Source organism: Gilliamella sp. LMG 34360, assembly GCF_984568995.1.
This window is the reverse complement of the sequence record NZ_OZ474900.1, coordinates 289,387-312,142: the sequence shown is the minus strand read 5'-3', so window position 1 is coordinate 312,142 and position 22,756 is coordinate 289,387. Positions and strand designations below refer to the sequence as shown.

Genomic DNA, 22,756 nt, shown 5'->3' with positions numbered 1-22,756 from the left:
ATTATCCTAGTTCTTTAGGCCTTTTCTTACAATTGTCATTCAAAACAAATTTATGAATAAAAAAATTTTTATTGTTATAGCATTGATTGTTATATTAATTTCGATGACGATCTTAATTCGTGCTCATCATAGCGAACTTATCTTACAAGGCGAAGTTGATGCGCCTAATGTTAGCATTTCCTCTAAAGCAAAGGGGCGAGTGCAAGTTATTCATGTGAATCGTGGTGATGATGTCAAACTAAATGATGTCTTAATTACGCTTGATAGTCCAGAACTTTTAGCACAAGTTAAAGCGGCCGAAGCAGCACGAGATCAAGCACAAGCACAAGTATCACTTTCTGAACATGGCACACGTGAAGAAAGTATTCGTTATTATGAAGCATTACTTGAACAAGCTAAAGTAGCTTATGACAATGCCTCAAAAGAGTACAATCGTAATAAAGCAATTTCAGCAAAAGGCTTTGTATCACAATCAATATTAGATAATGCGCTGAAAACGCGTGATGCTGCTTATCAACAAGTTTTATCAGCACAGGCTAATTTAGATCAAGCACGAAATGGTGATCGTGTTGAACAACGACAAATTTATGATGCCAAATTAAAAGAAGCTGAAGAACAACTTAAGCAATTACAGATCCAATTTGATGACTTGCAAGTTAAAGCACCAGTAGATGGAGAAGTAGGTTCGATTCCTGCTGAAGTAGGCGAATTATTTAATGCCAATAGTCCACTATTAACCGTTATTCGATTACCACAAGCTTATTTTGTGTTTAATATTCGTGAAAATATTATGCCTCATATTCATAAAGGTGATCATATTAAGCTAGAAGTTCCCGCACTTGGTAACAAAGAAGTTGAAGCGGAAGTTCGTTTTATTTCACCAATGGGTGATTATGCAACCAAACGCGCCACTCGTGCGACCGGTGATTTTGATTTAAAAACGTTTGAAATTAGACTTTATCCAACTAAACCTGTAGAAGGCTTACGCGCAGGTATGAGTACATTATGGAAAATAGACAACTAGTTTTAGACTTCTGGCATCGCTTTAAAGACGCTTTTAACGATGAAATACCAGTTATATTTAAGCGATTTACTTTCCATTGGTTAATGTGGATTTTACCGCTAATTATCTTTGTGTTAATTAGCAGTATCTTTCACAAAGGTGTACTGTTTGATCTACCGGTAGGCTATGTTGATCAAGATAAAAGCTCTTTATCTCGTGAAATAATACGGGATCTTAACGCTGGCGCACATGCCAATTTGATTAATTATGATAATCAGCTAAAAATGGCTGAGCATGATTTAGAAAAAGCCAAGATTTATGCCGTTCTTTATATACCACCTAATTTTGAAGCGGATGTGTTAGCTGGCCGCCAGCCAACACCAATGCTTTATTATAATGCTCTATATTATAGTGCTGGTTTATATTCAATAATGGATTATTCAGGGTTAATTGCATCATTAAACACCCAATATCGGACTACCATGGCAACCAGTATTGGTTTACCCGTTCCAAAACTTGCTCAAGTTAATTTCAATTATGATGGGCTATTTAATGCAAGCGGTAACTCGATGTACTTCCAACAATTTTCGGCAGTAGTACATTTGTTGCAATTATTTGTGGTTACGACAACTATTTATATTTTGTCGCAATTACCCAAACGCACTCGACCTAATTATCCATTTGTATTAGGTAAATTAGCCCCTTATACCATTTGGTATACCATGTTATTGATGTTTGAAATAGCAATGCTGGTTTTATTTTCTGATGCTCGAGTATCCGGTTCGCCATTTGCTATGATGATGGTGGTTTTCTTTTATGTAATTGCGGCACAAAGTATTGGTATTTTGCTTTACACGTTTACCAAAACAACATTAGATGCATATACTTATATTGGGGTTTTAGTAGGGCTTGCATTAACCTATTCAGGCGTGGTTGTACCAGAGTTATCTATGCCTTGGATAGCTAGGTTTATCTCATCACTTGAGCCTTTAACTTATGCGCTCAATAAATTGTTTGATCTATTTTTACGGCATTCTAGTTATCTATCCGTATTAAAAACCTGTAGTATTTTGATGATCTATCCAATAATTATTACAGTGTTAGTTAGAAAACGTTTAGTCAAGCGTTTACATTCACAGTAAGAGGCAATATTTGGATGCTTAAGCTATTTTTTTCTTCAGCTGTAAAAATGTTTTTCTTTATGCTAATGCGACCAATGTGGTTATTGATGCTATTGTCTGTCTCATTAATGAGTCTTGTTTATCTTAATGGTACTATCACTAATTTACCCGTTGCTATTGTCGATCAAGATCATACCGCAACGAGCCGCAGTTTGATTCGTTCTTTAACTACCAGTTCTAAAATCAATGTCCTAACCTATGAAAATTCATTACAAGCTTATGATGATATAAACAATCGTAAATTGTTTGCAGTTTTTACCATTCCAAGGGATTTTGAAAAACGCTTATTAAATGGTCAAGATGTAACCATTCCTGCTTATGGCGATGCTTCTAGCCGTTTAGCTAATGGTTTGATACAAGTTGATATTAAGGGAATATATCAACAAATATTGACCGAATATAATATGCGAGTAATGCGTAATGGCGGGTTTTCTGATCAGCAGATTAATATCATTTTATCGCCAATAAAAGGGCAAACGATGCCACTTTATAATGCTGGTATCAGCTTTGCAGCAATAACCTTTCCTGGACTATTAGTCATGTTGTTGCAACACTCCTTTTTAATTGCCTCAACGCGAATCAATATTACCCTACACTCCTTGCCACAAGGTAAGCCACCAAGGATTGTTATATTCGGAAGTCTATTCGGTATTATTCCAATATGGTTATTTTTATCTATAGTCCTATTTGGATTATGGCCATGGCTACTCGGTTATCGGCAATTAGCCAGTATACCTGAAATTATTATTATGACATTTCCTCTATTATTAGGAATTTTGGGCTTAAGTAAATTGCTTACAGAGTGTTTACGCCGAGCGGAGATGATCTATTTAACTTTAGCTTTTTTAACCACGCCCGTATTTTACCTATCTGGTACCATATGGCCACTTGATGCGATGCCTTTATGGGTACAAACAGTATCGAGAATGCTGCCATCAACATGGGCAACGAATATGATTGCCGGCGTAAATCAGATGGGATTAGGTCTGTCAGACAATTTATTTAATATATTTATGATTCTTTTTCTCGGTGTAATGTATGGTTCATTAGGCTTTTTTATTGCTGCACTACGAGAAGGAAAAGTCAGAGGATATTTCAAAAAATTAAAGAAATTTTTACGGCCTAAAAATCCAAAAATTCATAATAAACCGTCAATTAGTTAGTACTAAAACGTGAATATATTATTGATTACTGATATGATGAATGCATGATTTTTTAAATAAATAATATGTTGTATGCCCAATAAATATTATCCATGGATTATTAGTTTACGCCCTAAAACATTAGTATTATCACTTTGTGCCATTTTGATGGGTAATACGCTTGCGTATTGGGGTCGGTCTTTTGATCCACTGATTATGCTCTTATCAATTATTACCGCATCATTACTACAAATTTTATCGAATCTAGCCAATGATTATGGTGATGCGATTAAAGGCAGTGATGATCAAAACTTAACTGGGCATAAACGGGGTTTGCAGTTAGGTTTAATTACGCTTAATCAATTAAAAAAAGCATTATGGATTAATACTTTTTTATGTATTGTATTTGGACTGACTTTAATTTATTTAGCTTGTAATAATATTTATGAAATTTTAATTTTTATACTATTAGGAATATTATCTATTATTGCAGCAATAACTTACACGGTAGGTAAAAAACCTTATGGTTATATAGGTCTTGGAGATCTATCTGTTCTTATCTTTTTTGGTCTAATTAGTGTAATAGGAAGCTATTACTTACAAACCAAAACATTACCAATACCAATTATTTTACCAGCTTTAGGCTGTGGATTATTGTCCGTTGCAGTACTTAATATTAATAATCTTCGTGATATAGACAGTGACAGAATGAATCACAAACGAACACTGGTAGTTTTAATGGGCAAAGATCGTGGGCGAGTTTACCACCTTCTATTATTGGTAAGCTCATTATGCTCATTTAGCATATTCTCCTATAGTTATCTAAATCCTCGTTGGGGTTGGCTATTTATGCTCGGTCTACCTTTGTTAATTGAACATGTCTATGCCGTTTTTCATTTTAAAACAGCAAAAGATGCGTTCCCTTTACTATTACAAATGGTCAAACTTGCTTTATTGATTAATTTACTTTATTGTTTGGGGATAATTTTGAGCTAGCTCACGATTATTTAATTTTAATATCGTTTTACTTGATGTTAGCGTTATACTATATAGTATTAAAATACGACAGCAAAAGGAGACCTGATGATGGAGTTTGATACTTCAATTCTTTGCGATTACTACCCAGAAGATGTTAACGTAGTGGAACCCATATTTAGTAATTTTGGTGGTGTGACATCATTTTCTGGACAAATTGTGACAGTTAAATGTTTCGAGGACAATGGTTTACTTTTTGAAACTCTGCAAACTGACGGCACAGGAAAAATTTTAGTAATTGATGGTGGTGGTTCAGTGCGTCGTGCGTTGATTGATGCAGAACTAATTGATATTGCACTGCAAAATCAATGGGAAGGCATTATTGTTTATGGTGCCGTTCGCCAAGTTGACTATTTAGCTGAAGCTGAAATTGGTATTCAAGCACTTACCGCAATTCCTGTAGGCGCTGAAAATCAAGGCGTTGGTGAAGTTGATATTCGTGTTAACTTTGGTGGCGTAACATTCTTCTCAGGTGATTTTGTCTATGCAGATAATACAGGTATTATTCTGTCTGAAATTGCCTTAGAAATAGAAGAATAAGATATCATTCTTGCCGCCGATAAATATCGGCGGTTTTTTACTGAAACACAGTCATCACCTCAAACTTTTTGATAATAGTTTATCTATTATTTGATCGTTCGCTTGCGAATATATCCCCCTGTTACCGTCATAATTAATCCAGCGATTTCCATATCTAATAATTTACTGGTAAGTTCAGGAATCGATAAATTAACCAATGATGCAATTGTATCAACTGCAATAGGTTGATGATGAATGACAGCAAAAATTTCAGGATACAAAATATGATTATTGAGGTCATCCTCGTTTTTTGTTTGTCGATTTATTGTTGATAAATAACGACTATAATGCTCTAAAATATCAATTGGCTCAGTAACTAAATAGGCACCCTGCTTAATTAAAGAATGTGTTCCAACACAGTTTTGATTATCAATATCTCCTGGCAATGCAAACACATCACGATTTTGCTCAAGTGCATAACGGGCCGTTATTAGCGAACCACTTTTTTCTGATGCTTCAATAACAAAAGTCCCTAAACTTAGCCCACTGATAATTCGATTACGCCGAGGAAAATATTCGGTTCTTGCTTTTTCAAAAGGTAAAAATTCTGATACTATCGCACCATGTTGCGCTAAAATATCATTCACTAAATTTAGGTTTGACCTTGGTGCTATATTAGCTAATCCGCTACCGAGAACGGCAATAGTATTACCGCCTACCTCAAGTGCACCACGATGGCAAATCGCATCTAAACCCAGTGCCAAACCACTGGTAATGGTTAACCCGTTAATGGCTAATTCACCAGCAAAATATCGTCCCCATTGAGCGCCATATTCACTAAATTCACGGCTGCCAACCATAGCAATTTGTGGAGAGTGTAGTAGCTGACAATTTCCCATAACAAATAAAAATATTGGTGGTGAATTAATTTGCTTAAGCAAAATCGGATAATCTGAATCACAATACGCAATCAAATGCTTTTGAGGATAAGGGGTATCGAGCCATTCAAGTATCGGTTCAAAATGAAAATAAGAAGTAGCTAAAAACTTTTCTTGTTGCTCTTGAGTCAATGCTAATTTCTCAAGTAAAAACGATACATTATTAATTATATTAGGCAGATCTGTACCAAAAATTTGGCTAATTTTTTTAAAAATTGCAAGTTTTCCTTGTCCAAGCATTGAAATTCGTAATAAGAATTCATATTTACTCATCATAACTTTTTGCACTCATGTTAAATAAATTTAATTTTTTGAATAGATAAGATAAATACTACCAATAGCCAATAAGGGCTATTCAATGACATGATAAATGTTTACAATGAGTAATAAACTGAACTAATCTGATTTTTGAGGAGTAGATCGAAGAATTTATGGCTATTTTACCGGTATTACGTTTCCCTGATGAGCGACTCCGCAAAGTTGCTAAACCCGTCACCCAATTTACGCCAGAGTTACAAACCATTATCGATAACATGATTGAAACCATGTATGCAGAAAAAGGCATTGGTCTTGCGTCAACCCAAGTGGATATACATGAGCAGATCATTGTAATTGATGTAACCGAAGACAAAAGTCAACCTTATGTGATTATTAATCCTGAAGTGATCAGTAAAGAAGGCGAGACAGGAATTGAAGAAGGTTGCTTATCAATACCTGATTGTCGAGGGTTTGTACCAAGAGCGGAAAAAATTAAAATCAAAGCATTAGATCGTGATGGAAATCCTTATGAAATTGATGCCGACGACCTACTTGCTATTTGTATACAACACGAAATGGATCATTTAAAAGGTAAATTATTTGTCGATTACCTTTCACCATTAAAACGTCAGCGAATTGAACAAAAGATGAAAAAACTGACGCGTGAAGAGCAACGTAAAAAATAAAATTAACCGCCATTTATAGATGGCGGTTAAACCATCTACTATTTACGACGATACGATTATTTAGCAACAATAACCATCGCTGGGCGAATTAATCGACCATTTAAAGTATAACCTTTTTGGATGGTATTAACGATTTGTCCTGATTGATGTTCTGGTGATTCAACCATACTAATTGCTTGGTGCACATCAGGGTTTAATTGGGAATCTTCCGTGCTAACAACTTCAATACCAAATTTTTTGACCGTATCTAGGAACGATTTTAATGTCAGTTCTAAACCTTCAACGGTTGCTTGATGTTCCGGATTATTTTTATCAGTAGATAATAAAGCACGTTCTAAGTTATCAATGACGGGTAATAATTCATTTGAAAACTTTTCTAACGCAAATTTACGTGCTTTATCGACATCTTGCTCAACACGTTTACGAACATTATCAATTTCAGCACGCGCACGAATCATCGCTTCGCTTTCATTCTTTTTAGCTAATTGTAAAGCTTGTTCAAGCTCGGCAATACGAGTATCTTTTGCTTTCAATTGCTCTTCTAAATCCGGCTGCGCTGCCGCTTGTTGTTCTGTTGTTTCTTCTGCTGGGGTGTCAATGTTAGCTTCATTTTCTGACATATTTTTATCTTGTTCTGTCATAAGGTACTCCAAATGTAGTCGAAAACTTAATGAATAACGGTTATTATGGGGACAATTTTTATTATTACAAGCTTATCGAGACATTGATATGTATTTTTTTTAATTTATACCCAAAAAATACAGATGTTTATGAAAAAATAAGGTAAGGATATTTTATAATGATTCCATTTAAATGCATTGGTCTAATTGGACTTCCACGTAAATTAGAAGCAATTGAAACCCATCAAGTGCTTTATGATTGGCTTGTTAAACTCGGTATTCGTGTATTAGTAGAAGATAGATTAGCCGAATATATTCAATTCCCAGTTAGCCATTATGCCTCGTTGGAAACAATTGGTGAGCAAGCTGATTTGGCTATTGTGGTTGGCGGAGATGGCAACATGTTACGCTCAGCACGATACTTATCTCACTATAAAATCAGAGTGATTGGGGTTAATCGAGGTAATCTAGGTTTTTTGACTGATATTTCGCATGAACAGGTAATTGAACAATTAAGCCCCGTTATTGCAGGTGAATATGTCGATGATCCGCGTTTTTTATTAGAAGTATCCATATTTGATAACGGTAAAATGGTTAACTCAGGCTTTGCCGTAAACGAAATTGTGATAACCCCAAATACAGTTGCGCATATGATTGATTATGATGTCTATATTAATGAACGCAATGCATTTTCGCAGCGTGCTGACGGGTTAATTATTGCTACTCCGACTGGCTCAACAGCGTATTCACTATCGGCTGGTGGACCTATTTTAGCGCCCCATTTAGATGCCTTAATTATTACACCAATGTTTCCGCATTCTTTAGCGGTTAGACCATTAGTGATTAAAGGGGATAATCCTATTCATCTTAAATTCCCAACAACAGCCTTGGATTTGAATATTGCCTGTGACAGTCAAATAATTTTACCCGTAAAACCATCACACGATGTCATTATTCGCCGTTCTTCATATGAATTTAATTTAATTCACTCAAAGGATTACGACTATTTTAATAATCTTTCAAGTAAATTAGGCTGGTCACAAAAAATGTTTTAATTAATGTATCGTTTCTGTCTTAAGACAAATCGCTTTTACTCTTCTGTTTTGATGCGGTTGATTACAATCAATTCCTATTTATGTTAGCAATAAAAGTTGTTACTTAATTAGCAAAGCTATCACATAAACAGTAACTGAAGAAAAGATAGCCGCAATGACATCATCAACCATAATACCAAAACCTCCTGGTACTCGTTTATCAAACCAACGAATCGGCCAAGGTTTTGCCATATCAAAGACTCTAAAAGCAAAAAAAGCCATAGCAATCCATAAAACAGAGATTTGTGGAATAAAAAATAGGGTGATCCACATACCAACAAATTCATCCCATACTATATGTCCTGAATCATGAGTATGGGTATCATCCGACGTTTTTTGACATAAAAAACAACCAAAAATAAAAGCGACAACAATTAACACCCAATATAAATACGGTTGCAAACCATTAAATAGCAGCCAAAGTGGTATTGCCATTGCCGATCCCATCGTACCGGGCATAATAGGTGACATACCAGACCCTAAACCCACCGCAAGTAAATGGATAGGATTGGTTAATTGCACATATTTTTTAAAGTCTTTATTTCGCTCTTGTTTTGTCATTATGTTAAAGGTCTTTTAGATAAAATAATGCCGACTTTAAGTCGGCAAAAAAGTTGCTTAGCAAAGCTAAGTATTTATGATTATCAACTATATTATTCGTCTTTCGCTAACGTTGCAACCATTACCGCTTTAATCGTATGGAGGCGGTTTTCAGCTTCATCAAATACGATACTGTGTTTCGATTCAAATACGTCATCAGTCACTTCTAAGCCATTTTTTAAACCATATTGTGCTGCCATTTGTTTGCCAATAGTGGTATTCATATCATGGAAAGCAGGTAAACAGTGCATAAATTTGACATTTGGGTTATGAGTCAAATTAATGACATTTTGATTGACTTGATAGGGCGTTAATAATTTTACACGCTCATCCCACACTTCTTTCGGTTCACCCATTGATACCCATACATCTGTATAAAGAAAATCAACATCTTTAACACCTGAAGCAACATCTTCAGTTAAAATAATTTTAGCACCTGTCGTTTTGGCTATCTCCTGACACTTCTGTACCAATTGAGCTTCGGGTTGACAGGCTTTTGGCGCAACTAAACGAATTTCCATACCCATTAATGCCGCCCCTTCCATTAACGAATTTCCCATATTATTTCGTGCATCACCTAAATAGGCAAATTTAACACTGCTTAATGCTCTATCGCCAATATGTTCTTTCATGGTCATAAAATCAGCTAAAATTTGGGTTGGATGGGCTTCAGTAGTTAAACCATTCCATACAGGTACACCCGCGTATTTTGCTAAAGTTTCAACAATTTCTTGCCCATAACCACGATATTCAATGCCATCATACATACGACCAAGCACACGTGCAGTATCAGCAATTGACTCTTTATGCCCAATTTGGCTACCACTCGGCCCTAAATAGGTAACGTTTGCGCCTTGATCAAAAGCGCCAACTTCAAATGCACAGCGCGTACGTGTTGAATCTTTTTCAAAGATAAGAGCAATATTTTTACCGAGTAAATACTTTTGTTCCAGCCCTTGCTGCTTAGCTTGTTTTAATTCAATAGCCAGATTAATTAATTGATTAATTTCGGCAGGGGTAAAATCGAGTAGGCGTAAAAAGTGACGTTGATAAAAACCGTGCATAATGTGGCTCCTAATAACCGTAAATATTCACACGATTCTATTTGAATAATTATGCAAATTCAAGTTAAACATCAAAATAACCTTTATATTTTATTAACTCGTCAAAAAGTCTCAAAAATTAGATTTAATTATTAAAATAATTTTTATAATATTGCTTTTTTTGTATAAAAAAGTGTAATAAAATGCCAATCACAGTAACTTAACAGATAAGTAAATTTGAATTTTTATTCAAAAATAATGACAACTTATTCAAAAGGCCTTTTTAATCATGCAAACTTATGCCCTCCTTATGTTACAAGATGGTTCGCAATTTATTGGCAAATCAATTGGTGCTAATGGACAGACTGTTGGGGAAGTAGTATTTAATACTTCAATGACAGGTTATCAAGAAATCCTAACCGATCCTTCTTATTCGGAACAATTAGTTACTCTCACTTATCCCCACATTGGTAATGTAGGAACAAATGATGCGGATGCCGAATCTAACCAAATTTATGCAAAAGGACTGATTATTCGCGATCTGCCGTTAATGGCGAGCAACTACCGAAGTGAAATGGATCTTTCCAGTTATTTAAAACAGCATAATGTAATTGCAATTGCGGATATTGATACACGTCGTTTAACCCGTATTTTACGTGAAAAAGGGGCACAACATGGTGTGATCATTACGGCTAATGATAAACAGACCTTATTAGATAAAGCCGAAAATGCCAAACAAGAGGCACTAAATTATAAAGGGTTAAGTGGATTAGATTTGGCTAAAGAAGTGACTTGCAAGGAAAGTTACACATGGACTTGCGGTATTTGGACAAGACAACAAGAGCATCCTACACCAAAAGCGGACAGTGAATTGCCTTATCATGTGGTTGCTTATGATTTTGGCGTTAAACAAAATATATTACGGATGTTAGTTGAACGAGGATGTAAATTAACAGTTGTACCCGCAAAAACCCCCGCAAACGAGGTATTGTCATTAAACCCAGATGGAATATTTTTATCAAATGGTCCTGGTGATCCCGCTCCTTGCACTTATGCCATTGAGGCAATTAAGCAGTTTTTAACCACCAATATTCCAGTTTTTGGTATCTGTTTAGGACATCAGCTTTTAGCGCTCGCTTGCGGTGCGAAAACCGTCAAAATGAAATTTGGTCATCATGGTGGTAATCATCCTGTTAAGGATCTAGAAAATAATCGTGTCATGATTACCGCACAAAATCACGGATTTGCTGTCGATGAAAGCACCTTGCCCGCACATTTACGCGCCACACACAAATCCTTATTTGATGGTTCATTACAAGGGATTCATCATAATCAAAAACCTGCATTTAGTTTTCAAGGACACCCTGAAGCCAGTCCGGGTCCACACGATGCTGCGCCACTTTTTGATCACTTTATCGAATTAATTAAAATTTATAAGCAGGAGCAATAATATGGCTAAGCGAACAGATATTAAAAGTATTCTAATTATTGGCGCAGGCCCAATTGTTATTGGTCAAGCTTGTGAATTTGATTATTCAGGCGCTCAGGCATGTAAAGCATTACGTGAAGAAGGATACCGAGTAATTTTAGTTAACTCCAATCCAGCAACCATTATGACCGATCCTGAAATGGCGGATGCCACCTATATTGAGCCAATTCATTGGACATGTGTGCGCAAAATTATTGAAAAAGAGCGACCCGATGCCATTTTACCAACAATGGGCGGACAAACGGCATTAAATTGCGCATTAGAACTTGAAAAACAGGGTGTATTAAAAGAGTTTAATGTTGAAATGATCGGCGCTACCGCAGATGCGATTGATAAAGCTGAAGATCGCAAACGCTTTGATCAGGCAATGAAAAAAATTGGGCTGGATACCGCACGTTCAGGCATTGCTCACTCATTACAAGAAGCTTATGCGGTACTGGAACAAGTGGGCTTTCCTTGTATTATTCGTCCATCATTCACGATGGGCGGAACAGGCGGTGGCATCGCTTATAATCAAGAAGAGTTTGAAGAAATCTGTACTCGTGGACTTGATTTATCCCCAACCAATGAACTCCTGATCGACGAATCACTGATTGGCTGGAAAGAGTATGAAATGGAAGTTGTGCGTGATAAAAACGATAATTGTATTATTGTTTGTTCGATTGAAAACTTTGACGCAATGGGCATTCATACCGGTGATTCAATAACGGTTGCACCGGCACAAACTTTGACAGATAAAGAGTATCAAATCATGCGTAATGCCTCAATTGCAGTATTACGCGAAATTGGTGTTGAAACTGGTGGTTCGAACGTGCAATTTTCGGTTGATCCACAAACGGGACGATTAATTGTTATTGAGATGAATCCTAGGGTATCACGCTCTTCGGCGTTAGCCTCTAAAGCAACCGGCTTTCCAATTGCCAAGATTGCAGCTAAATTAGCCGTCGGTTATACACTTGATGAGCTTTCCAATGATATTACTGGCGGTAAAACTCCTGCTTCTTTCGAACCGTCTATTGATTATGTCGTGACTAAAATCCCACGTTTTAATTTTGAAAAATTTGCAGGTTGCAATGATCGCTTAACCACACAAATGAAATCAGTGGGTGAAGTGATGGCAATTGGCCGAACATTCCAAGAATCGATGCAAAAAGCACTTCGCGGTTTAGAAGTCGGTGCGTGCGGATTGGATGAAAAAATCGATGATGTTAGCGATGAAAAGAATCTTGCTAAAATTCGTTACGAATTACAAGAAGCAGGTAGCGATCGCATTTGGTATATAGCCGATGCTTTTCGAGCGGGTTTTACCGTTGATGAAGTGTTTTTATTAACTCATATTGATCGCTGGTTCTTAGTACAAATAGAAGAATTAGTGCAAATAGAAAACCACTTAAAGCAACAAACCATTAATGATCTTGATCAAGAGACATTATGGCAACTTAAACGTAAAGGCTTTTCGGATCTTCGTATTGCTAAACTGCTTAATACTCAAGAACAAGCCGTGCGAGATCTGCGCGTACAATATGATATTCACCCAGTTTATAAGCGTGTGGATACTTGTGCAGCCGAGTTTTCAACCGATACCGCCTATCTTTACTCAACCTATGAACAAGAGTGTGAGGCCAATCCACAATTTAATCGTAAAAAGATTATGATTTTAGGAGGAGGACCTAATCGTATTGGACAAGGGATCGAATTTGATTACTGCTGTGTACATGCTGCTTTAGCTTTACGTGAAGATGGCTTTGAAACCATTATGGTAAATTGCAATCCCGAAACAGTTTCAACCGATTATGATACTTCCGATCGACTCTATTTTGAGCCAGTTACCCTTGAAGATGTGCTTGAAATTGCCCACGTTGAAAAACCTGATGGCGTGATAGTGCAGTATGGTGGACAAACTCCGCTGAAATTGGCGCGAGCCCTTGAAGCTGCTGGAATTCCTATTATTGGCACTTCACCTGATGCCATAGATAGAGCTGAAGATCGCAAACGCTTTCAAGAAGTAGTCGATAAATTAAAATTAAAACAGCCTGTTAATGCCACCGTAACCGATATTGATGAAGCGGTAATCAAAGCAGAGCAAATCGGTTATCCACTTGTGGTACGTCCATCTTATGTATTAGGCGGACGAGCAATGGAAATTGTATACAATGAACAAGATTTACGACGCTACTTTAAAACCGCAGTAAGTGAATCCAATAATGCGCCAGTACTGCTTGACCACTTTTTAGATGATGCCATTGAGGTAGATATTGATGTGATTGCAGATGGCGAACAAATCGTTATTGGCGGCATTATGGAACATATTGAACAAGCCGGCATCCACTCGGGCGATTCAGCTTGTTCACTGCCAACTCATACCTTAAGCCCTGAAATTTTAGCGGAACTGCGAAAACAAGCGAAACAATTGGCGTTTGAACTTAATGTAAAAGGTTTAATGAATGGGCAATTTGCGGTCAAAGATAATCAAGTTTATCTGATTGAAATTAATCCACGTGCAGCCCGTACGGTGCCGTTTGTCTCGAAAGCGACTGGCTTACCACTGGCTAAAATTGCTGCCCGCGTCATGACAGGGCAATCGCTGACTAAGCAAAATGTTACTCAAGAAGTCATTCCGCCTTATTATTCCGTTAAAGAGGTAGTATTACCATTTAATAAATTTAGCGGTGTTGACCCAATTTTAGGACCAGAAATGCGCTCAACCGGCGAAGTCATGGGAATTGGTAAAACATTTGCAGAAGCCTTTGCCAAAGCACAGCTTGGCAGCTTGTCGAATATGAAAAAATCCGGCAAAGCATTACTTTCTATTCGTGAACAAGATAAACCACGTCTATTAGAAGTTGCTAAACGATTAATCGCTCATGGATTTAGTATTGATGCCACACTTGGCACAGCAAAAGCATTGCAACAAGCAGGAATTGCCTGCCAAATTGTCAAGAAAGAAAATGAAGGTCGACCAAATATTCATGATCATATCAAAAATGGTGAATACAGTTATATTCTTAACACAACCTCAGGGCGAGCTGCTATTGAAGCCTCTAAAATCCTGCGCCGTAGTGCTATCCAATATAAAGTCCATTACGATACCACTATGAATGCTGCTTATGCCACAACGTCGGCACTGGATTACGATCCTGCTCACAGTGTGATACCATTACAGGCACTTTATCAATAACCAAAAAGACGAGCAATGCTCGTCTTTTTTTATAAATACATCAAGTTATAATTTATTTTTTAAGCCTTTCCTTCCGCCATTGCTAAAATATCTGCTTCGGTTAATTTGTGAGTCTGATTAGCAAACGCATAGCAAGTTGGTTTTTTATCGATAAAGACTTCAGCCGTGAATTTTAACTCCTTAATATCGTCAAAGATCCAAGCTGCAATATAATAATTTTGCGTACCTTTTAAATGATAATAAAGATGAGAGCCACACTCTTTACAAAATGCTCTTTCCGCCCATTGTGATGAGTTAAAATGGGTAACGTTTTCTTGCCCTTCTATTGTTAAATCACCACTGTGCGCTAAGGTCATTAAAGGCCCGGCACTCCATTTACGACAAGTTTGGCAATGGCATGCACTAAAATCCGTATTGGCAAATGGAACAGATAATTTAACTTTTCCACACAAACAAGATCCATGATATTGAGTTGACATATTTTTTTCCTTTTCCAATTAAATAAACATTATGTAATTTTAATGATGTTAGCATAATAGTAGTTAAACCATAAAATGGAATTTTGTTAAAATATTCAGTCTAATAAAACGGTAAAATAAAAAATAAGTATAATCTAAATATGGATGAATTTTTACGTCGTATCATTACCAATATCAAACATAATATAGACGCGATAGAACAACAGATAAAACATCTATCAACTCATGACAGAATTGATATCTAAAACAAATTTATGGTGAATATCGAAAATGAGAAACACATTTTAATTAATCATTTTAAAGAAATAGAGCAATGGATTAAAAATAATTAAAGTGATTTTGTAAAAAATATTCAGGAGTGTATACCATTTCAGCATTTAAATTACTTTTATTTATAAATAATGCCTTATTAATCGTTTTAATCACACCCAACCTAAGCGAATCAGTAAACTCATTTAAGCAGAATGTTTGTAAAAATTATTCAGGAGTGTATACCATTTCAGCATTTAAATTACTTTTATTTATATATAATGCCTTATTAATCATTCTAATCACACCAAACCCAAGTTAATCAGTCAACTCATTTAAGCAGAATGATTGTAAAAATTATTCAGGAGTGTATACCGTTTCAGCATTTAAATTACTTTTATTTATAAATAATGCCTTATTAATCATTCTAATCACACTAAACCCAAGTTAATCAGTGAACTCATTTAAGCAGAATGATTGTAAAAATTATTCAGGAGTGTATACCATTTCAGCATTTAAATTACTTTTATTTATAAATAATGCCTTATTAATCGTTTTAATCACACCCAACCTAAACTAATCGGTAAACTTATTTAAGCAGAATATTTGTAAAAATTATTCAGGAATGTATACCGTTTCAGCATTTAAATTACTTTTATTTATAAATAATGCCTTATTAATCGTTTTAATCACACTAAACCTAAGCTAATCAGTAAACTTAGTTAAGTAGAATTTTGTAAAAAATATCCACAAGCAGATTCCATTTAGTATATAAATTACGCTCATTTGTTAAGGAATGTGTAAAAATAATACGTTCAGTAAAGAATAGTATTGCTTTATTATTTTATTACTATAATATAACTCACCTCTCTGACGCGGGGTGGAGCAGCTTGGTAGCTCGTCGGGCTCATAACCCGAAGGTCGTTGGTTCAAATCCAGCCCCCGCAACCAATTCCTCCCAACCCTATTCTAAATTTTCTCAATAATAAAACTATATTGATTTTGGAACGGCAAGTAACGTTGATACTGCTTCACTAATTCTTCGAGCGATATAGCTATTATTCATCGTATATAAATGGATACCGTCAACATTTTGCGAAACTAGGTCAACAATCTGATCGATAGCATAAGCAATACCTGCATCACGGAATGCATCTGGATGATGTTCATATTTTTCCATCATTTGCTTAAATTTCTTAGGTAGATTAACACCACACATTGAAACCATACGTTCAATTTGGTTTTTATTCGTTACCGGCATAATTCCCGCTTCAATGGGTACATCAATGCCCATATCACGCGCTTTATCTAAAAAGGCATAAAAATAATCATTATCAAAAAACAATTGGGAAATCAGTTGATCGGTACCTGCGTTCACTTTTTCTTTCAAATGAATTAAATCTTGTTTAATGGTTGTCGCTTCAAGGTGTCCTTCAGGATAACATGCACCAATTACGTTAAAATCGCCATTTTCTTTAATAAAAGAGACAAGTTCACTTGCAAAACGAAAATCATCTTTCGGTTTTACATTTGGATTGATATCACCTCGTAACGCAAGCACATTATCAATACCTGCACATTTAAGATCGTGAAGGATTTTTTTCATCTCGGTTTTATCAAAATTGATACCCGGTAAATGAGCAACACTTTCGATACCATAGGTATGCTTAACTGAGTGAGCAATATCGATAGTAGTTTGACCATTCAAGCTACCACCTGCACCATAGGTAACACTAATAAAATCAGGTTTAAAATAACCGAGTTCGCGCAAGGTACTGTAAATTGTTTCTAAAGGTGATGTTTTTTTAGGAGGAAAAACCTCAAAGGAGAACACCGTTTTTTGATTAAAAAGTAGATTTGTTTTCATCTGCATTATCCATTGGTTATCATTACTATTTTTCCTTATTGACGTTTCCGCCGCCTAATGAGGCGGCGGCAATATCAGATTTAACAAAGTTAAATTATTTTGAAAAACAGTATTATTTGAGTGTTTTTCTTACTTCTAATGTGGCTTGAACTAAGTGTTGTAAGCTTTCAACCACCTCTTTTTCACCACGCGTTTTTAAACCACAATCTGGATTAATCCATAATTTTTGTTTATCGATCTTCGCAAGCAATTTCTCAATAGTTCCTTTAATTTCAGCCACAGGCGGTACACGAGGTGAATGGATATCATAAACACCCGGTCCCACTTCGGTTTTAAAATTATTGGCTTTAAGCACATCAATCAACTGTAAATTAGAACGTGATGCTTCAAACGAGATAACATCCGCATCCATTGCATCAATGTCTTTGATGATGTCAGCAAATTCGCTATAACACATATGAGTATGAATTTGCGTATCTGCTTGAACTTTACTATGTACTAATCTAAATGCTGGAATTGCCCAATCTAGATATTCGCTGTTCCAATCTGCCTTACGCAATGGTAATTTTTCTTTAAGTGCTGCCTCATCAATCTGAATGACTTTAATGCCAGCCGCTTCAAGATCGAGCACCTCATCGCCAATAGCTAAACCAATTTGGAATACAGACTCTTTTTGTGAAATGTCTTCACGAGGGAATGACCAGTTAAGAATCGTTACTGGACCTGTTAACATGCCTTTAACTGGTTTATCTGTTAAACTTTGCGCATATCTTGAATATTCAACCGTAATTGGTTTTGAACGTGAAATATCACCCCATACAATTGGTGGCTTAACGCAACGAGTACCATAAGATTGCACCCATGCTTTTTCAGTAAAGACAAAACCATTTAGGCTTTCACCAAAATATTCAACCATATCATTTCGTTCAAACTCACCATGCACCAATACATCAATACCGATCTCTTCTTGCAATTTGATACATTCGGCAATTTTTTTCTTATTAAATTCAGTGTATTCATTCAAACAAATTTCACCTTTTTTGAATTTAGCACGATTTAAGCGCACATCTGGTGTTTGTGGGAATGAACCAATCGTTGTAGTTGGTAACAATGGTAAATTAAATGCTTTTTTCTGCTCTGCTTCACGTACTGAAAATTCAGGTAAGCGAGTAAAGTCAGAAGCACTTAATGCCGCAACTTTTTGACGAACCTCTTGATTTGCCCCTTCACGCTCACGAGTAAACAGTGTTTGGTTCGCTTTATAAGTCTCACTATTTTCTGGGTTAGCTTCATTAAATAACTGACCAAGCTCTGCTAATTCTTGCAGTTTTTCTTGTGCAAAAGCAAAGTAAGCACGTTGTTGAATGGTTAATTTAGTCTCATTTTGTAATGTATAAGGTACATGCAACAATGAACACGAAGTATTAATTACAACTTTAGCTGCTTTTTGCTTAATTTTCCCGAGTAATGCTAACGTTTTTTGGTAGTTATTTTTCCAAATATTTTTACCATTCACTACGCCAGCAAATAATACTTTATCCGAAGGGAAACCATTATTTTCAAGCAATGCTAATGACTGTTTACCTTCGACAAAGTCAAGACCAATGCCATCGAACGGCAGAGCCACTAACTCTTTGTAACAGTCACGTACATCACCAAAATAGGTTTGTAGAACCACTTTAGTGGTACCTTTAACGGATAAGATTGCTTGATAGAGCTCTGTAAATAAAGCGATATCTTCTTGATTAAGATCTGTGACTAAAATTGGTTCATCAATTTGAATCCAATCAGCGCCAAGTGTTGTGAATTTTTGAATAATTTCTTGGTAGGCTTTAATAATATCAGCTTTAAAGTCAATAAACTGTTTATTACCTAAATATTGTGCTAATTTGAAAAATGTTAATGGACCAACAACAACAGGTTTAGTTTGTATACCTAACGCTTTGGCCTCTTGATATTCGTCAAACGGTTTGCTACCAGCTACTTTGATCTGCACGGAATCTTCTATTTCAGGTACTAAATAATGATAATTGGTGTTAAACCATTTTTTCATTGCTAGCGCACGCACATCGCCTTTTTCACCTTGATAACCACGAGCCATAGCAAAATAACGATCAAGTTCTGGTAATCCCAAATCTTGGTAACGTTTAGGAATAACATTAAGTAAGCAGGCGGTATCTAATACTGCATCATAAAATGAAAAGTCATTAGACGAAATAAATGCAATTTTTTGCGAAGCTTGTTGTTGTAAATGCTCGGCACGTAATGCTTTAGCTTCACTTAATAATTCGGTTTGGGTTTTATTACCTTTAAAGTAGGCTTCGGTTGCAAATTTCAATTCACGAAGTTTACCAACACGAGGATATCCAATAACTGCTGTATTCATTTTATTTTCCTTTAATCACGGTTCTTGCGTGGTTAAAAAGATAGCAAAAAAAAATGTTATTGAATAATTCTAGTTTTTTATTAATTGATATAGTTTTTAACTATATCAAATTGCTTTTTTATCGTTATAACGAATAATCATTAGCAGATTTTAAGGATAACAGTATAATGTAAAACTAGTTTTTTAAAGGAATGACAAAAATGAAATTTTTATATTACCTTTATATTTTAGAAGTCATTTTAATTTTGCCTATGTTGGGTGATAACAAAAATGTCGTTTTATCTTCACAAATAATTCACAACTTTTTTATTACCATTATTTTTGGTTTTAACTGTATTGTGAATTTATGTTTCTGGGCATTCAAATCCAACAAGCAACGCATTGATTATATTGTGATTGCATTATTATTTTCAGTTATTCTTTTTGTACCCATTAACAATATTATTATTGCAATTAAATAAAAAGAACGTTGATAAGCGGGGGGTTAAACAAAAAATTAATGTCCTAAATGCTGATAGAATAGTTAAAGTTAATCCAACCGTTTTATACCAATAAATTTTAAAAAATAATCAATATAATTAAGATTAACAATCCTTCTATTTTTTAGAATGGAAGGATTGCAAAATAAGTCAATTATTTACGCCACTGACCATAAATTGGTCTTGAAAAATGGGCAAGTACAGCAATCATACAGATTTCAATCGAGACGCCCCAATAAATATGACCTAAAATTTCACTCCATAATTCATAACCATTTAAATTCCATAACCAGCCAACGGTACCTTGTGGATCATAAGCGGGATGACGGAAGCCTAACAATGGAATAAAAAAGCCATGCATAACAACTGTAATAATCAACCCATAAAAAGCACCATACCAAAGTCGAATTTTATTCCAAAAATAGGCAATAAATACATAAACAAATGCAAAAGCAAAACTAAATAGCCAGTGATAAAGTGTCACAGCACCTAAAACATTTGCCCCTTGATAAATATAATCAAGGGAATGCGAATTAATACCTAACCAACCAAGCCAAGCATCAATATGTGCTGCTGGTGGCGAAATTTCACCGGGAACACGAGGCGGCATATTAACTTCCGATCCCCATTTAACTAATGAACTAATAAAACCACCAATGAGTGTAGTCCAAATGATAATTTTACGATTTATTTTATTTCCAAACATTTGAGTGATTCCTTACTATTTTTAATAGATATTTAATGGATATTTAAATGAGAATGCACAATAAATTAGTTAAAATAAGTTTTACTTAAGACTTGCAGGATACGTTTTAGAAATTTTTTTATTTAAAACAGATGATTGCTTTTTGTTCTTATTTTTGAGAAATCAAACAATATCTATTTAATCAATCATAACTGGTATAGCCATACCAATATATAAACTCAATTAGAATAAATAATATACACTTTTAAGTCTAAATAATACACATTACCGCAATTATAATTTTAAAAAAACAAAATAATTATTTATTAATTGATAATGATTCTCATTATCAAATATAATACCACTATATTAATTTAGAGGTTTAATTATGTTAAAAATATCCACAGTAAGTTTAGAAGAGATTAATAATACGGTTCATATTCCTGATCCTAATGCGAGTTTTCTTCGAAAACTGTGGGCTTTTTCTGGTCCGGGTGCTTTAGTTGCTGTTGGTTATATGGATCCAGGAAACTGGATCACGTCTATTCAAGGTGGTGCACTTTATAGCTATTTATTACTATCCGTAATACTCATTTCTAGCTTAATTGCAATGCTCCTTCAGGCAATGTGTGTGAAAATAGGTGTAGTAACGGGTATGGATCTTGCCCAAGCCACAAAATCAATGGTCGGTAAAAAAGTAGCTTTTTGTTTATGGATATCGACTGAATTAGCCATTATTGCCACAGAAATTGCTGAAGTCATTGGTAGTGCAGTAGCTTTAAATCTATTATTTGATATTCCATTATTAATTGGTGTGTTATTAACCGTTTTTGACGTTGTTATCCTTTTAATTTTGATGAAGTTTGGTTTTAGAAAAATAGAAGCCATTGTCTTTTGTTTAATTGCGACAATATTTATTATCTTCGCTTATGAAGTTTTAAGAGCCTCTCCTGAGCTTAGTGATATTTTAAATGGGTTTATTCCTAGAAGTGATATTTTTACTGCCTCAATCAAAGGACATGATTCCGCATTAGTGATTGCTCTTGGTATTGTGGGTGCAACCGTTATGCCACATAACTTGTATCTGCATTCGTCTATCGTTCAAACTAGAAAATATGATAGACAAAACAGAACAAGCTTAAAAGATGCAATTAAATATGCAACGATCGATTCCAATATACAATTGTCGTTTTCATTTATCATAAATTGTTTATTATTAATTCTTGGGGCTGCGCTTTTTTATGGCAATGATCCCGACAATCTTGGTCGATTTACCCAACTTTATGATGCATTGAAAGATCCACATATGGTTGGTCCTGTGGCAAGTTCAATTATGGCAACTTTATTTGCCGTTGCTTTACTCGCATCGGGTCAAAACGCAACAATTACAGGCACATTGACTGGGCAAATAGTCATGGAAGGATTTATTCATTTATCGATTCCGCTCTGGGCTAGGCGAATAATCAGTCGAGGATTAGCGGTTACTCCTGTGATTTTATGTATTTATATCTGGGGCGATAAAGAAAATATTGTTGAAAATTTATTAATCTATACTCAAGTCTTTTTAAGCATTGCTTTACCAATTTCAATGATTCCTTTAATTTTAGTCACCTCAAATAAAAAAATCATGAAAGAGTTTGTGAATTGCAAGTTAACCATTATTTTAGGTTGGATAGCGACGATTTCGCTTATTATTTTAAATCTACAATTAATTTATGAAGTGATTAGTTCATTGTATTAGTTAACTACCTTACCAGCCATTGAGATTTTTCTGATCAATGGCTTGTTTAATTTTTTCTCCTTAATTGTCATTCATTGCTATCTA

Annotated in this window: 19 protein-coding genes and 1 tRNA gene; 12 read left to right on the top strand and 8 right to left on the bottom strand. The window is 35.2% G+C overall.

All coding sequences use genetic code 11. From position 1 onward, the window contains the following. Positions 1 to 52: 52 nt before the first annotated feature. The 5 genes from AC5LW9_RS01505 (at position 53) to rraA (ending at position 4,901) form a co-directional block, all read left to right on the top strand. Entirely contained in the window at positions 53 to 1,024 is a 972-nt protein-coding gene (locus AC5LW9_RS01505) for an HlyD family secretion protein (protein ID WP_144092639.1), read from the top strand. Beyond that, entirely contained in the window at positions 1,006 to 2,145 is a 1,140-nt protein-coding gene (locus AC5LW9_RS01500; RefSeq protein ID WP_065738095.1) for an ABC transporter permease, read from the top strand. The genes AC5LW9_RS01505 and AC5LW9_RS01500 overlap by 19 nt, the downstream gene beginning before the upstream one ends. A 14-nt stretch (positions 2,146 to 2,159) precedes the next feature. Further along, positions 2,160 to 3,347: an ABC transporter permease gene (locus AC5LW9_RS01495; RefSeq protein ID WP_086325875.1), complete on the top strand. Its 1,188-nt coding sequence runs from the start codon at positions 2,160 to 2,162 to the stop codon at positions 3,345 to 3,347. Between the two features lie 72 nt (positions 3,348 to 3,419). Further along, a complete protein-coding gene (locus tag AC5LW9_RS01490) occupies positions 3,420 to 4,322 on the top strand; it encodes a 1,4-dihydroxy-2-naphthoate polyprenyltransferase (protein WP_493456183.1) in 903 nt (300 codons plus the stop codon). A gap of 90 nt (positions 4,323 to 4,412) precedes the next feature. After that, complete coding sequence (rraA, locus tag AC5LW9_RS01485) at positions 4,413 to 4,901, top strand: ribonuclease E activity regulator RraA (protein WP_086308241.1); 489 nt, start codon at positions 4,413 to 4,415, stop codon at positions 4,899 to 4,901. Positions 4,902 to 4,987: 86 nt separating this feature from the next. Here the strand turns inward: rraA and dprA are convergent, their stop codons facing one another. Further along, entirely contained in the window at positions 4,988 to 6,094 is a 1,107-nt protein-coding gene (gene dprA, locus AC5LW9_RS01480; RefSeq protein WP_198227387.1) for a DNA-processing protein DprA, read from the bottom strand. A gap of 155 nt (positions 6,095 to 6,249) precedes the next feature. Between dprA and def the strand changes: the two genes are divergently transcribed. After that, a complete protein-coding gene (gene def, locus AC5LW9_RS01475; protein ID WP_086308187.1) occupies positions 6,250 to 6,762 on the top strand; it encodes a peptide deformylase in 513 nt (170 codons plus the stop codon). A 56-nt stretch (positions 6,763 to 6,818) separates the two neighbouring features. On the opposite strand, the gene grpE is transcribed toward def, so the two are convergent. Further along, positions 6,819 to 7,403 carry a nucleotide exchange factor GrpE gene (gene grpE / locus AC5LW9_RS01470; RefSeq protein ID WP_065738101.1) on the bottom strand — a complete coding sequence of 195 codons (585 nt, stop codon included), beginning with the start codon at positions 7,401 to 7,403 and terminating at the stop codon, positions 6,819 to 6,821. 158 nt (positions 7,404 to 7,561) lie between these two features. Here grpE and nadK point away from each other — a divergent pair, with 158 nt between their 5' ends. After that, positions 7,562 to 8,437 carry an NAD(+) kinase gene (gene nadK / locus AC5LW9_RS01465; RefSeq protein WP_493456182.1) on the top strand — a complete coding sequence of 292 codons (876 nt, stop codon included), beginning with the start codon at positions 7,562 to 7,564 and terminating at the stop codon, positions 8,435 to 8,437. Between the two features lie 99 nt (positions 8,438 to 8,536). On the opposite strand, the gene AC5LW9_RS01460 is transcribed toward nadK, so the two are convergent. Together AC5LW9_RS01460 and argF are read right to left on the bottom strand one after the other, a co-directional pair. After that, positions 8,537 to 9,037, bottom strand: coding sequence for a phosphatidylglycerophosphatase A family protein (locus AC5LW9_RS01460; protein WP_198227393.1), 501 nt, complete (start codon positions 9,035 to 9,037; stop codon positions 8,537 to 8,539). A gap of 92 nt (positions 9,038 to 9,129) precedes the next feature. Next, positions 9,130 to 10,140 carry an ornithine carbamoyltransferase gene (gene argF / locus AC5LW9_RS01455; protein WP_493456181.1) on the bottom strand — a complete coding sequence of 337 codons (1,011 nt, stop codon included), beginning with the start codon at positions 10,138 to 10,140 and terminating at the stop codon, positions 9,130 to 9,132. A 268-nt stretch (positions 10,141 to 10,408) separates the two neighbouring features. Here argF and carA point away from each other — a divergent pair, with 268 nt between their 5' ends. Both carA and carB read left to right on the top strand, forming a co-directional pair. Next, a complete protein-coding gene (carA, locus tag AC5LW9_RS01450; protein WP_493456180.1) occupies positions 10,409 to 11,569 on the top strand; it encodes a glutamine-hydrolyzing carbamoyl-phosphate synthase small subunit in 1,161 nt (386 codons plus the stop codon). Position 11,570: 1 nt separating this feature from the next. Further along, on the top strand, positions 11,571 to 14,786 hold the full coding sequence (carB, locus tag AC5LW9_RS01445; RefSeq protein WP_493456179.1) for a carbamoyl-phosphate synthase large subunit: 3,216 nt from the start codon (positions 11,571 to 11,573) through the stop codon (positions 14,784 to 14,786). Positions 14,787 to 14,845: 59 nt separating this feature from the next. Here carB and AC5LW9_RS01440 read toward each other — a convergent pair whose 3' ends face one another. Then, positions 14,846 to 15,265, bottom strand: coding sequence for a GFA family protein (locus tag AC5LW9_RS01440; RefSeq protein WP_334321753.1), 420 nt, complete (start codon positions 15,263 to 15,265; stop codon positions 14,846 to 14,848). Positions 15,266 to 16,388: 1,123 nt separating this feature from the next. On the opposite strand from AC5LW9_RS01440, the gene AC5LW9_RS01435 reads away from it, so the two are divergent. Next, positions 16,389 to 16,465 (top strand) — tRNA-Met (locus AC5LW9_RS01435). Between the two features lie 40 nt (positions 16,466 to 16,505). On the opposite strand, the gene metF is transcribed toward AC5LW9_RS01435, so the two are convergent. Then, the gene (gene metF, locus AC5LW9_RS01430) at positions 16,506 to 17,381 is read right to left on the bottom strand and encodes a methylenetetrahydrofolate reductase [NAD(P)H] (RefSeq protein WP_086308181.1); all 876 of its coding nucleotides are present in this window, start codon (positions 17,379 to 17,381) and stop codon (positions 16,506 to 16,508) included. Between the two features lie 112 nt (positions 17,382 to 17,493). Further along, a complete protein-coding gene (metE, locus tag AC5LW9_RS01425; RefSeq protein WP_493456178.1) occupies positions 17,494 to 19,767 on the bottom strand; it encodes a 5-methyltetrahydropteroyltriglutamate--homocysteine S-methyltransferase in 2,274 nt (757 codons plus the stop codon). 200 nt (positions 19,768 to 19,967) lie between these two features. Here metE and AC5LW9_RS01420 point away from each other — a divergent pair, with 200 nt between their 5' ends. Next, positions 19,968 to 20,228: a hypothetical protein gene (locus AC5LW9_RS01420; protein ID WP_493456177.1), complete on the top strand. Its 261-nt coding sequence runs from the start codon at positions 19,968 to 19,970 to the stop codon at positions 20,226 to 20,228. Positions 20,229 to 20,400: 172 nt separating this feature from the next. Here AC5LW9_RS01420 and AC5LW9_RS01415 read toward each other — a convergent pair whose 3' ends face one another. Further along, positions 20,401 to 20,952 carry a YagU family protein gene (locus tag AC5LW9_RS01415; protein ID WP_334323303.1) on the bottom strand — a complete coding sequence of 184 codons (552 nt, stop codon included), beginning with the start codon at positions 20,950 to 20,952 and terminating at the stop codon, positions 20,401 to 20,403. Positions 20,953 to 21,319: 367 nt separating this feature from the next. Between AC5LW9_RS01415 and AC5LW9_RS01410 the strand changes: the two genes are divergently transcribed. Then, entirely contained in the window at positions 21,320 to 22,672 is a 1,353-nt protein-coding gene (locus AC5LW9_RS01410; RefSeq protein WP_086325864.1) for an Nramp family divalent metal transporter, read from the top strand. Positions 22,673 to 22,756: the final 84 nt, after the last annotated feature.